At 69.8% G+C, this 12,092-nt stretch carries 9 protein-coding genes; 4 read left to right on the top strand and 5 right to left on the bottom strand.

Annotation, left to right across the window (positions count from 1 at the left end; genetic code table 11):
• Window positions 1-72: 72 nt before the first annotated feature.
• Window positions 73-360, bottom strand: a complete 288-nt coding sequence (locus tag AB3X10_RS22215; RefSeq protein ID WP_145703958.1) for a DUF2782 domain-containing protein — start codon at window positions 358-360, stop codon at window positions 73-75.
• 350 nt (window positions 361-710) lie between these two features.
• Between AB3X10_RS22215 and polA the strand changes: the two genes are divergently transcribed.
• Together polA and AB3X10_RS22205 are read left to right on the top strand one after the other, a co-directional pair.
• Entirely contained in the window at window positions 711-3,479 is a 2,769-nt protein-coding gene (gene polA, locus AB3X10_RS22210) for a DNA polymerase I (protein WP_369977625.1), read from the top strand.
• A gap of 682 nt (window positions 3,480-4,161) precedes the next feature.
• Window positions 4,162-4,641: a DUF421 domain-containing protein gene (locus tag AB3X10_RS22205; protein ID WP_369977623.1), complete on the top strand. Its 480-nt coding sequence runs from the start codon at window positions 4,162-4,164 to the stop codon at window positions 4,639-4,641.
• Window positions 4,642-4,753: 112 nt separating this feature from the next.
• Here AB3X10_RS22205 and AB3X10_RS22200 read toward each other — a convergent pair whose 3' ends face one another.
• The 4 genes from AB3X10_RS22200 to AB3X10_RS22185 form a co-directional block, all read right to left on the bottom strand.
• Complete coding sequence (locus tag AB3X10_RS22200; RefSeq protein ID WP_369977621.1) at window positions 4,754-5,032, bottom strand: DUF2164 domain-containing protein; 279 nt, start codon at window positions 5,030-5,032, stop codon at window positions 4,754-4,756.
• The gene (gene hemF, locus AB3X10_RS22195) at window positions 5,029-5,928 is read right to left on the bottom strand and encodes an oxygen-dependent coproporphyrinogen oxidase (RefSeq protein WP_369977620.1); all 900 of its coding nucleotides are present in this window, start codon (window positions 5,926-5,928) and stop codon (window positions 5,029-5,031) included. Before hemF ends, AB3X10_RS22200 begins: the two co-directional genes overlap by 4 nt.
• 123 nt (window positions 5,929-6,051) lie before the next feature.
• A complete protein-coding gene (locus AB3X10_RS22190) occupies window positions 6,052-6,615 on the bottom strand; it encodes a hypothetical protein (RefSeq protein WP_369977618.1) in 564 nt (187 codons plus the stop codon).
• 416 nt (window positions 6,616-7,031) lie between these two features.
• Entirely contained in the window at window positions 7,032-9,413 is a 2,382-nt protein-coding gene (locus AB3X10_RS22185; RefSeq protein ID WP_369977616.1) for a prolyl oligopeptidase family serine peptidase, read from the bottom strand.
• A 243-nt stretch (window positions 9,414-9,656) separates the two neighbouring features.
• Between AB3X10_RS22185 and AB3X10_RS22180 the strand changes: the two genes are divergently transcribed.
• Both AB3X10_RS22180 and cydB read left to right on the top strand, forming a co-directional pair.
• Complete coding sequence (locus tag AB3X10_RS22180; RefSeq protein WP_369977614.1) at window positions 9,657-11,057, top strand: cytochrome ubiquinol oxidase subunit I; 1,401 nt, start codon at window positions 9,657-9,659, stop codon at window positions 11,055-11,057.
• Entirely contained in the window at window positions 11,057-12,073 is a 1,017-nt protein-coding gene (cydB, locus tag AB3X10_RS22175) for a cytochrome d ubiquinol oxidase subunit II (RefSeq protein WP_369977612.1), read from the top strand. Before AB3X10_RS22180 ends, cydB begins: the two co-directional genes overlap by 1 nt.
• Window positions 12,074-12,092 lie beyond the last annotated feature (19 nt).

Here is a 12,092-nt window from a genome sequence, read left to right as displayed (position 1 = left end):
GCTCGCGCCGCGCCGGGTCGCTGGTTCCCGGTCCCGACGGCGGCCGACGCGGCAGGGTTCCAGCGGCCGGGCTTACCAGCTGTACAGCTTCCAGTACACCGGCGACACGTTGTCCTTGCTGCCGTCCATGTGCCCGTCGCCGTTCTGGTCGTACAGATAGTAGGCCGGGGCGTTGGCCGGGGTCACCTTGACCGCGCGCAGCTGGCCGGAGACCCGGTATTCGTCCACGCTGTCGCCGTTGTCCATGGTGCGGTGGGTCACGTCCGCGCCGCGGACGTCCACCGGCGGGCCGTCGGGGCCGATCCCGGTCGAGGCGCAGCCCGCCAGCAGCAACAGCGGAACCAGCATCAGGGCTTTCATCGCAGCATTCTCCACAGCCGAAGTCGTCGCCGCCGATTATGCGCCGCGCGGCCGCATTCGGTGCGCGAAGGGCGCAGCCGCGTGCGCCCAATTCCGCGAGTCGCTTCGCGCCGGACCCTCACCCCAACCCCTCTCCCGATGGGAGAGGGGCTAGCGGCTGTTCCTTCTCCCATCGGGACCATGGCCCCCTTTTCGGGGGAAGGTGCCCCGCAGGGGCGGATGAGGGTCCGGGCGAAGCCTCATGCACCCAAACTCCACGAGACGCTTCGCGCCGCACCCTCCCCCAACCCCTCTCCGGGCGGAAGAGGCGCCAAGGCGGTCCCAAGCCCCGCCCGGCGTAGAATTGCCCGATGAGCCGATTAGTCCTGATCGACGGGTCCAGTTACCTGTATCGCGCGTTCCACGCGCTTCCTCCGCTGACCAACCCCGCCGGCGAGCCCACCGGCGCGCTGTTCGGCGTGGTCAACATGCTGCGCGCCACGCTGAAGGAGCGCCCGGAGTACGTCGCCTTCGTGGTCGATGCGCCCGGCAAGACCTTCCGCGACGACCTGTACGCGCAGTACAAGGCCAACCGCCCGCCGATGCCCGACGAGCTGCGCGCGCAGGTCGAGCCGATGTGCCAGATCGTGCACGCGCTGGGCATCACCATCCTGCGCGAGGGCGGGGTGGAGGCCGACGACGTGATCGGCACGCTGGCCCTGCAGGGCGCCGGCGACGGCCTGGAGGTGACCATCTCCACCGGCGACAAGGACTTCGCCCAGCTGGTGCGCCCCGGCGTGCAGCTGGTCAACACCATGAGCGGCAGCCGCATGGACTCCGACGCGGCGGTGATGGAGAAGTTCGGCGTGTGGCCGAGCCAGATCGTCGACCTGCTGGCGCTGATGGGCGACGCCATCGACAACGTGCCGGGCGTGGACAAGTGCGGCCCCAAGACCGCGGCCAAGTGGCTGGCCGAATACGGCTCGCTGGACGGGGTGATGGCCAACGCCGACGCGATCAAGGGCAAGATCGGCGAGAACCTGCGCGCGGCGCTGGCGCGGCTGCCGCTGAACCGCGAGCTGGTCACGATCAAGACCGACGTGGCCCTGCCCGGCGGCCCGCGCACCCTGGGCCTGCGCGAACAGGACCCGGAGCAGTTGCGCGGCCTGTACCAGCGCTACGGCTTCACCCAGGCGCTGCGCGACCTGGACGGCGGCGTGGCCGCTCCGGCCGGCGCCGCCGAGGTCACGCCCAGCCTGCGCGGCACCGCCGCCGGCTACGCCCGTGCCGCCGCGCCCATCGACGACACGCTGGACCCGGCGCTGGCCGCCAAGGGCGAGTACGCCGCGGTCATGACCCCGGAGCAGTTCGAGGACCTGCTCGCGCGCCTGCGCGCGGCTGCCGGCTTCGCCTTCGATACCGAGACCGACGCGCTGGACGCGATGCGCGCCAACCTGGTCGGGCTCAGCTTCGCGATCGAACCGGGCCGCGCCGACTACCTGCCGCTGGGCCACGACTACCCCGGCGCGCCGGTGCAGCTGGACCGCAGCCTGGCGCTGGCGGCGCTGAAACCGCTGCTGGAGGACCCGGCCAAGGCCAAGGTCGGCCAGCACGGCAAGTACGACCTGCACGTGCTGCGCCGCCACGGCGTGGACGTGCGCGGCTACGCCGACGACACCATGCTGGAGAGCTTCGTGCTCAATTCCACCGCCAGCCGCCACGACATGGACTCGCTGGCGCGGCGCTACCTGGGCTACGACACGGTCAAGTACGAGGACGTGGCCGGCAAGGGCGCCAAGCAGATCGCGTTCTCGCAGGTGGCCATCGACGACGCCACCGGCTACGCCGCCGAGGACGCCGACATCACCCTGCGCCTGCACCGCGCGCTGTCCGCGCAGCTGGAGGCCGAGCCGGCGCTGGCCCGGGTCTACCGCGAGATCGAGATGCCGCTGGTGCCGGTGCTGGCGCGGATCGAGGCCAACGGCGTCAGCGTGGACATGGCCGAACTGCGCAAGCAGAGCCAGGACCTGAGCCAGCGCATGCTGGCCGCGCAGCAGAAGGCCACCGCGCTGGCCGGGCGCACCTTCAACCTGGACTCGCCCAAGCAGCTGCAGGCGGTGCTGTTCGACGAACTGAAGCTGCCGGCGCTGCTGAAGACCCCCAAGGGCCAGCCCAGCACCAACGAGGAGGCGCTGGAGGCGATCGCCGAGCAGCACGAACTGCCGCGGGTGATCCTGGAGTACCGCGGCCTGGCCAAGCTGCGCAGCACCTATACCGACAAGCTGCCGGAGATGATCAATCCCGACACCGGCCGCGTGCACACCAGCTACCACCAGGCCGGCGCCGCCACCGGACGCCTGTCCTCGGCCGATCCGAACCTGCAGAACATCCCGATCCGCACCGACGACGGCCGCCGCATCCGCCGCGCCTTCGTCGCCCCGCCCGGGCGCAAGCTGATCGCCTGCGACTACTCGCAGATCGAACTGCGGATCATGGCCCACCTGTCCGAGGACGCGGGCCTGCTGCGCGCCTTCGGCGCCGGCGTGGACGTGCACCGCGCCACCGCCGCGGAGGTGTTCGGGCGCAAGCTCGAGGACGTCACCGGCAACGAGCGCCGCGCCGCCAAGGCGATCAACTTCGGCCTGATGTACGGCATGAGCGCGTTCGGCCTGGCCCGCAACCTGGGCATCGGCCGCGGCGAGGCGCAGGACTACGTGGCGCTGTACTTCAGCCGCTACCCCGGGGTGCGCGACTTCATGGAGCGCATGCGCGAGCAGGCGCGCACCCAGGGCTACGTGGAGACCCTGTTCGGCCGTCGCCTGTACCTGAACGACATCAACGCCAAGCAGCAGGGCCTGCGTGCCGGCGCCGAGCGCGCCGCGATCAACGCGCCGATGCAGGGCACCGCCGCGGACATCATCAAGCGCGCCATGGTCACCGTAGACGCCTGGCTGGAGCAGCACCGCGCGCGCGCGCTGATGATCCTGCAGGTGCACGACGAACTGGTGTTCGAGGCCGACGCCGACTTCGTCGACACGCTGCTGCCCGAAGTGACCCGGCTGATGGCCGGCGCCGCCGAGCTGAAGGTGCCGCTGGTGGTGGACAGCGGCGTCGGCGACAACTGGGACGAGGCGCACTAGGCTCGGGATTGGGGATTGGGGATTGGGGATTCGGGCGGCGCGGGCGGCGGCGCGTGCGTCCGGTCGGCACAGGGCGATCGCCTGGGCCAACTACGGCGGTCGGCCGTGCGCGCGAAGCCGCCAGACGCCCTGAACGCCTTCATTCGGAACCGGGGACGCCCCGGCGGCAGATCCCGGGCGGCGCGGCAGCGTTGTCTACGCCGGGAGCGGCATCGGCGTCATCGCGCCAATGCGGTCGCGGATCGCCGCGATGCTGGAGCATGGATGCACCACATTGCGGACAACGCGCGGTTTCGGGATCCAATCCGCATCACGAACGGCATGCCGCTGCGTTCTTGCGCACAGATCCATCCTATAAACAGCAGTTGTTTCTGGAACCTTGCGTTGCGTTGGATTTGGCGAATGAATCGGTCCTTAATCCGATGAATTTTTAACTAAAATCTTCACGAACTAGCAAGGTGCAAAATGTTTTTATATCCCTCGACAGGCGCAATACCTGTCGCGGATCTCCTCCCATCCCCTGGAGCAGATCTAGGAACGGCGACTCCTCCCCAAGTCTCCGTTCCCTGGCCCCGCCGACCTCCCCCTGGTCCGCGGGGCTTTTTATTGCGCGCGGGAAAATCCAGTGTAACGCCATCGCCGCCGGCGTAAGCTCGCGGCTCAACCAGCCTGCGAGCGTGCGATGCCCGATCTTTTCCATCTGTCGATGCCGTGGTGGGAATTCATTTTCCGCGCGGTGGTGGTGTACGTGGTGGTGCTGACCATGGTGCGGGTCTCGGGCAAGCGCGCGATGGGCCAATTGACACCGTTCGACATGCTGTTGATCGTGCTGCTCGGCAACGCGGTCCAGAACGCCCTGCTCGGCGAGGACACCTCGCTCGGCGGCGGCCTGTTGCTGGCGGCGACGCTGATCGCGCTGAACTTCGCGGTCGGCCTGATCACCTCGCGCAGCGCGCGCGCCGAGCGCCTGATCGAAGGCGAGCCGGTGGTGCTGGCGCGCGACGGCCACGTGTTCCGCCAGGTGCTGCGCCGCGAGCTGGTCAGCAACGCCGACTTCGAGGCGGCGATGCGCCAGCAGGGCTGCCTGCAGCTGGACGAGGTCAAGCTGGCGCTGCTGGAAACCAACGGCCACATCACCATCCTCACCAGCAAGGGTGGTTGAAGGGGCACGATCCCTGGAGACCTTGTAGGAGCGGCTTCAGCCGCGACCGGGGCGTTCCCGGTACGGCCCGGTCGCGGCTGAAGCCGCTCCTACAAAGAGCGGGGTCGCCGCGTCAGCGGCGCGGCTCGGTCGGTTGCTCGAGCTGGTAGAGCGCATCGTCCAGCGCGTCCAGCTGGGCGGCGAGCAGGGTGCGCGCGTCCTGCAGGCCGCGGTTGTAGAACTGCGCGCCGATGCGGTCGGCGACGAAATCGAGCAGGAACTCCGCCTCGAAACCGCCGACCTCCTGCTGCAGCTCCTCGCGCAGGTAGCGCTGCAGCTGCTCGGCGATGCGCGCCTTCTCCTCGCGTCCCAGCACGCTCGACGGCAGCGGCACGCGGCGCGGCGCGCTCATGCCAGCCAGTCGCGCGGCACCAGGTACTCGGCCAGGCGCGCCTCGGCGCTGTCCGGCTCGGGCTGGAAGCCGTATTCCCAGCGCACCCGCGGCGGCAGGCTCATCAGGATGCTCTCGCTGCGGCCGCCGCTCTGCAGGCCGAACAGGGTGCCGCGGTCGTAGACCAGGTTGAATTCGACGTAGCGCCCGCGCCGGTACAGCTGGAACTCGCGTTCGCGCTCGCCCCACGGCAGCGCGCGGCGGCGCTCGACGATCGGCAGGTAGGCGTCCAGGAAACCGTCGCCGACCGCGCGCTGGTAGGCGAAGTCGCGCTCGAAGTCGGCGTGCAGGTCGTCGAAGAACAGCCCGCCCACGCCGCGGGTCTCGTTGCGGTGCTTGAGGAAGAAGTACTCGTCGCACCAGCGCTTGTGCGCGGCATAGCGGTCCGCGCCGAACGGCGCGCACAGCGCCTGCGCGGTGCGGTGCCAGTGGTGCACGTCCTCGTCGAACGGGTAGTACGGGGTCAGGTCGAAGCCGCCGCCGAACCACCAGGCCACGGTCTGGCCGTCGCGCTCGGCGCGGAAGAAGCGCACGTTGGCATGGGTGGTGGGCAGGTACGGGCTGTGCGGGTGGAACACCAGCGACACGCCGGTGGCGCGCCACGAGGCACCGGCCAGCTCCGGCCGGTTGACGCTGGCCGAGGGCGGCAGGCGCGTGCCGGACACGTCGGAGAAGCCGATCCCGGCCTGCTCGAACAGCGCGCCGTCGCGCAGGATGCGGGTGCGCCCGCCGCCACCCTCGGCCCGCTGCCACAGGTCCTCGGCGAAGCGGGCGCGGCCGTCGGCGGCCTCGATGGCGGCGCAGATGCGGTCCTGCAGGCCGGTCAGGTAGTCGCGTACTCGGTCGAACTCGGTCATGGGGCGGTCTGGTTGCAAGCGGCGGGGGAGGCGCCGGGCGCCGCCGCGGGGCGGCAGGTCGGGCGCAGGCCGCATTATCGCGCGACAGGTCCGCCGCGGGTGCCGTGCGGCGCGCGCGGCCGCTCAGGCGCGGAATTCGGCGCGGATCGCCGGCCGGTACAGCAGGTAGACGATCCAGCCGTGCAGCGCGGCGAACACCAGCGCGGTCGCCGCGGCGGTGGCGATGCTGATCGTGCGCCCGGTCTGCAACTGACCGAGCAGCTGCGCGCCTTCGGCGGTCTGCCGCATCGCTTCCGGCAATACCTGGTGCATCGCGCCGAAGAACTGCCACAGCAGCGGCAGGCTGGCGAAGTTGGCCAGGGCGGTGACGACCAGGAAGATCACGAAGCCCAGCCGCGCCCATTCGCGCCGCAGCAGCAGTCCCCAGGCCGCGGCGCTGCACAGCAACGCCAGCAAGGCCGACAGCGCCGACAGGGCGAGCCTGTGGTCCAGGCACCATTGCAGCAGCGGCGGCAGCGTCACCCCGATGCGCAATACCACCTGTTCGATCGCGCCATCGGGCAGCAGCGCCAGCACCGCCAACTGGCCCAGCGCATACAGCAGCCAGACCACGCCGACCACCAGCGAGATCTTCGCCATCGAATCGATCATCGGGTTGCGCGCAACGGGCAGGGGCGGGGGCGGCATCGGCGGTCCTTCGGTGGGCGGTGCGGTGGCGCCGCGAAACATCCGGCAAGGATAGGGGGCGTTGCCGGCGGCGCAAGCCGGGGTGCGAAACGCAGGAATGGTGTCGACCCTGATGATCGCCGAGGCCTTCGATCTCCCACTGCTTCTGTCGCGGTCGAAACCGCTCCTGCAGTGAGCAAAATGACTTGCCGGGTGCGCTGCAGGAGGGTTTTCAACCCCGATGGCTGCCGAAGCCCTCCCTCTTTCCGCTCTCTGTCGCGGTTGAAACCGCTCCTGCAAGGAGCAGGACGGCTTGTGCGCTGCGCTGCAGGAGGGGTTTCAACCCCGACCGCCGCGGGCGCCCTCGATCTCTCCGTTGCGGCTGTCGCGGTTGAAACCGCTCCTGCAGGGAGCAGGGCGGTTTGCCGCGAGCAGGGCTACTTCAACTGCTGCTCGAACAGCTTCAGCACCCGCTTGTACTCGTCCAGCCACGAGTCGGCGCGGGTGAAGCCGTGCCGTTCCAGCGGGTACGGAGCGATCTCCCAGTTGTCCTTGTGCAGTTCGATCAGCTTCTGGCTCATGCTGACCGAATCGCGGAAGAACACGTTGTCGTCGATCATGCCGTGGGCGATCAGCAGGTGGTCGCGCAGGCCGGCGGCGTATTCGATCGGCGAGGAGGCGCGGTAGGCCTCCGGGTCCAGTTCCGGGGTGTTGAGGATGTTGGCGGTGTATTCGTGGTTGTACTGGGTCCAGTCGCCGACCGGGCGCAGCGCGGCGCCGGCCTTGAACGTGCCGGGGCTGCGGAACAGCGCCATGTAGGTCATGAAGCCGCCATAGGAGCCGCCGTAGATGCCGGCGCGGTCGCGGTCGCCCTGCTTGTCGGCGACCAGCCAGTCCAGGCCGTCCAGGTAGTCCTCCAGTTCCGGATGGCCCATGTTGCGGTAGATCGCGGTGCGCCAGTCGCGGCCGTAGCCGGCGCTGGCGCGGTAGTCCAGGTCGAGCACCACGTAGCCCTTCTGCACCAGCAGGTTGTGGAACATCTGCTCGCGGAAGTACGGGGTGTAGCGCGCCGACACGTTCTGCAGGTAGCCGGCGCCGTGCACGAACATCACGATCGGGTAGCGCTTGCCGGGCTCGGGATGCCGCGGGCCGTAGTACTTGCCCCAGACCACGCCGGCGCCGTGCCTGGACGGCACCTGCACGTACTGCGGCTGGATCCAGTCGCGCGCCTTGAACGCGGCGCTGCGCGTGTCGGTCAGGACGCGCGCGCTGCCGCCGGCCACCGGCAGCACCGCCAGCTGCGGCGGCAGGTAGCTGCCGGAATAGCGCACCAGCAGCTGCTGGCCGTCCGGCGACAGGGCGAAGTCCTCCACGCCGTCGAGCGCGGTCAGTTCGCTGACGCGGTCGTCGCGCAGGTCGAGCTTGCACACCTCGTAGTCGCCCGGCCACTTGCGGTTGCACAGGAACAGGAAGCCCTGGCCGTCGGCCGTGGCGACCGGTGCGGAGACTTCCCACTTGCCGGAGGTGCGCTGCCGCGGCTTATCGGTGCCGCGCTGGGTGTACAGGTGCGAGTAGCCGGACTGCTCGGACAGCAGCCACAGCGTCTGGTTGTCGGCCAGCCAGCCGAAGTCGTTGAAGTTCCAGCCGATCCAGGCCGCATCGGTGAGGCGGTGGCGGTTCTGCAAGGTGGCCTTGTCCAGGTCCACGCTGGCGATCCAGCGGTCCTTGTTGTCCACCGCGCGCAGCAGCACCGCGACATTGCGGCCGTCGGCGCTCCAGTGGATCGCCGCGCCGGTGCCGTCGCCGTCGGTCTCCACGCGGACCGCGCGCGGTCCCTTCAGCGGCTCCTGTTTGGCTGCCTTGCGCAGCGCCGCCAGCGGATCGGCATCGATGCCGGGCAGGGCGCCCGCGTCGAGCTTGCGCGCGCTGCCGGCAGCCACGTCGACCAGCCACAGCGTCTGCGCCAGCGGCGGATTGCGGCCGACGCGGGTGCGGGTTTCCTGGAATTCCTCGTAGCCGGATTCGGTGACGTACTTGGGCATCTTGCCGTCGCGGCCTTCGTCGCCGCCCTTGGCATGGGTCACCACCAGCAGGTGGCGGCCGTCCGGCGACAGCGCGCTGTCGTCGATCGCCACGTCCTCGCCCAGGTACACCGGCGCCGGCGCGCGGCTGCCGTCGGCGCGGCGCCAGGCCTGCTCCTGCTGCCGCGCCAGGTCGCGCTGCGCGCGGTCGCGGGCCAGGGTTTCCAGGGTGCGCAGTTGCTGCTCGCGCAGCGCATCGGGCTTGGGCGCGGCATCGGGGTCGCGCTCGGCCTTGAGCACCGCGGCCTGCAGCGTGCCGCCGCCGGCGCTCCAGCGGTACCAGTCGTTGCCGACCCGCCACAGCGCGCCGCCGTCGGTGGTGAACTGCGGGCGCGCCGCGGCCTCGTTGCTGCGGGTCAGCTGGGTCAGCGCGCCGCTGCGCAGGTCGCGCAGGAACACGTCGCCGTTGCGCACGAACAGCATGCGCTGGCGCGCCGCGTCGTAGACCGGATCGGCCGCATCCAGGGTGCTGCGCTGGGTGTCCTCGACGCGCTGCGCGGCGGCGCCATCGACGCCCTGCCGGTAGGTGTCGCGCACCGGGCTGCCGGCACGCTTGAGCTGGTACTGCACCTGGCGCCCGTCCCAGGCCCACCATGCCGCCTCGACCGGCGGCCCGATCCAGTCCGGATCGGCCATCGCCTGCTCGATGGTCAACGGGGCGGCGGCTTCCTGCGCGGCGGCCAGCGGCGCCAGGCAGGACAGGGACAGCAACACAAGGCACAGGGGAACGCGACGCATCTGGATTCCGGACGAACGGGCAAGCGGCGAGGGTAGCAGCCGCGGCGCGGCGGCGACTGCGCCGTTGGTCATGGAGGGGCCGGGATTGGGGATTCGGGATTGGGGATTGGCAAACGCGAAAAGCCGCTGCGAATCCCCAATCCCGAATCCCCAATCCCGGCCCCCCTGCGACAAGACGTCACACGCAATTTCTCCCGGCTGGGCCAACAATGGCGGCCAGTTACGGTTTCACGAGCGACGTCCATGGACGCAGTGCTGCTCTCGCGTATCCAGTTCGGATTCGTCATCAGTTTCCACGTGTTGTTCCCGGCCTTCACCATCGGCCTGTCGAGCTGGCTGGCGTTCCTGGAATGGCGCTGGCTGCGCACCCGCGACACGCTGTGGCGCGACCTGTATTTCTTCTGGCTGAAGATCTTCGCGGTGTCGTTCGGCATGGGCGTGGTCAGCGGCATCGTGATGAGCTTCCAGTTCGGCACCAACTGGTCGGTGCTCAGCGAGCGCGCCGGCAACATCCTCGGCCCGCTGCTCAGCTACGAGGTGCTGACCGCGTTCTTCCTGGAGGCCTCGTTCCTCGGCGTGATGCTGTTCGGCTGGCGCAAGGTGCCGGAGAAGCTGCATTTCCTGTCCACCTGCCTGGTCGCGGTCGGCACGCTGATCTCCACGTTCTGGATCCTGTCGGCCAACAGCTGGCTGCACACGCCGGCCGGCTACGCCATCGTCGATGGCGTGTTCCAGCCGGCCAGCTGGCGCGAGGTGATCTTCAACCCCTCGTTCCCGTACCGGCTGGCGCACATGGTGCTGGCCGCGTTCATCACCACCTGCTTCGTGATCGGCGGGGTCAGTGGCTGGTACCTGCGCCGCGGCGTGCACGTGCAGGTGGCGGGGCGGATGCTGAAGCTGGCGGTGGCGTTCGCCGCGATCGCGGTGCCCCTGCAGATCGCCGCCGGCGATGCGCATGGCCTGAACACGCTCGAGCACCAGCCGATCAAGGTGGCGGCGATGGAGGCGCACTGGCAGCGCGAGGCGCCCGGCGCCGGCGTGCCGCTGGTGCTGTTCGCGGTGCCCAACGAGCAGGCCGAACGCAACGACTACGAGGTCAAGATCCCGCGCGTGGGCAGCCTGATCCTGACCCACACCCTGGACGGCGAGATCGCGCCGCTGACTTCGGTGCGCGCCGACGAGCGGCCGCCGGTGAAGCCGGTGTTCTACGCGTTCCGGATCATGGTCGGATTGGGCATGGCGATGCTGTTGCTGGCGTTCGTGTCGCTGTGGTTCTGGTGGCGCGGCACGCTGTTGCGGCGGCGTTGGCTGCACCTGGCCTGGAACGCGATGCTGCCGGCCGGGTTCGTGGCCTTGCTGGCGGGCTGGTTCGTCACCGAGATCGGGCGCCAGCCGTACGTGATCTACGGGCTGCTGCGCACCAGCGATGCGGGCAGCGCGATCAGCCCGGCGATGGTGTGGGTGTCGCTGGGCGTGTACGTGGCCGCCTACGCCTTCGTGTTCGGCTTCGGCGGCTGGTACATCCTGAAGATGCTGCGCAGGGGACCGTTGCCGCACGAGCCCGAGCCGCAACTGCACGATGGCGACAAGACGCCGGCGCGGCCGATCTCGGCGGCCGGCGACGACCTCGAGGAGACGCGCTGATGGACATGGCCACCGTGCTGCCGGTGATCTGGTTCGGGGTGATCGGGTTCGGCGTGCTGATGTACGTGCTGCTGGACGGCTTCGTGCTCGGCCTGGGCATCCTCGCCCCGTTCGCCGAGGACGAAGACCAGCTCGACCTGATGATGAACACCGCCGCGCCGATCTGGGACGGCAACGAGACCTGGCTGGTGCTCGGCGGCGCCGGCCTGCTGGCCGCGTTCCCCAAGGCCTACGCGCTGATCCTGTCGGCGCTGTACCTGCCGGTGCTGCTGATGCTGATCGCGCTGGTGTTCCGCGGCGTGGCGTTCGAGTTCCGCTTCAAGGCGCACCGCTCCAGGTACCTGTGGGGCTGGGCGTTCGCGCTGGGCTCGTTGTGCGCGGCGTTCTGGCAGGGCGTGATCCTGGGCGCGCTGGTCGAGGGCATGCCGCTGCAGGGCGGCAAGTACCTGGGCGGCGTGCTCGGCTGGTTCAGCCCGTTCTCGATGCTGACCGGCGCGGCGGTGGTGTTCGGCTATGCGCTGCTCGGCGGCAGCTGGCTGATCCTGAAGACCGAGGGAGCGATGCAGCGCATCGCGCGTTCGCTGACCCGGCCGCTGGTGCTGGTGGTGGTGGTGTTCATGGGCCTGGTCAGCGCGTGGCTGCCGTTCCTGGACTCGCGGATCATGGCGCGCTGGTTCCACGACGGCAATTTCTGGTGGCTGTCGCCGGTGCCGCTGCTGGTGCTGGTCAACGCGTTCGCGCTGTGGCGCGCGGCGATGGCGCAGGGCCGCGATGCGCGCCCGTTCGTGCTGACCCTGTGCTTCTTCGTGCTCGGCTTCTTCGGCCTGGTGCTGGGCATCTGGCCGAACATCGTGCCGCCGGGGCTGAGCATCTGGGACGCAGCCTCGCCGCCGTCCTCGCAGGGCTTCGTGCTGGCCGGACTGGTGGTGCTGCTGCCGGTGATCCTGGGCTATACCGCATGGTCGTACCGGGTGTTCCGCGGCAAGATCACCGCCGACAGCGGCTACCACCACTGAGTCCGGCGGCACAGGCGCG

This window comes from Xanthomonas sp. DAR 80977 (genome assembly GCF_041240605.1).
Taxonomy (GTDB): Bacteria; Pseudomonadota; Gammaproteobacteria; order Xanthomonadales; family Xanthomonadaceae; genus Xanthomonas_A; species Xanthomonas_A bundabergensis.
Note: the sequence above shows the minus strand (reverse complement) of the source record. Positions and strands in the feature narration are given on the sequence as shown.

What these genes read in the sequence shown, in the direction of transcription:
- AB3X10_RS22205 (WP_369977623.1), top strand. Translation starts at nt 4,162, where the DNA reads ATGCCCGATCTTTTCCATCTGTCGATGCCGTGGTGGGAATTCATTTTC.
- AB3X10_RS22180 (WP_369977614.1), top strand. Translation starts at nt 9,657, where the DNA reads ATGGACGCAGTGCTGCTCTCGCGTATCCAGTTCGGATTCGTCATCAGT.
- AB3X10_RS22200 (WP_369977621.1), bottom strand. Translation starts at nt 5,032, where the DNA reads ATGAGCGCGCCGCGCCGCGTGCCGCTGCCGTCGAGCGTGCTGGGACGC.
- AB3X10_RS22215 (WP_145703958.1), bottom strand. Translation starts at nt 360, where the DNA reads ATGAAAGCCCTGATGCTGGTTCCGCTGTTGCTGCTGGCGGGCTGCGCC.
- hemF (WP_369977620.1), bottom strand. Translation starts at nt 5,928, where the DNA reads ATGACCGAGTTCGACCGAGTACGCGACTACCTGACCGGCCTGCAGGAC.
- AB3X10_RS22190 (WP_369977618.1), bottom strand. Translation starts at nt 6,615, where the DNA reads ATGCCGCCCCCGCCCCTGCCCGTTGCGCGCAACCCGATGATCGATTCG.
- cydB (WP_369977612.1), top strand. Translation starts at nt 11,057, where the DNA reads ATGGACATGGCCACCGTGCTGCCGGTGATCTGGTTCGGGGTGATCGGG.
- AB3X10_RS22185 (WP_369977616.1), bottom strand. Translation starts at nt 9,413, where the DNA reads ATGCGTCGCGTTCCCCTGTGCCTTGTGTTGCTGTCCCTGTCCTGCCTG.
- polA (WP_369977625.1), top strand. Translation starts at nt 711, where the DNA reads ATGAGCCGATTAGTCCTGATCGACGGGTCCAGTTACCTGTATCGCGCG.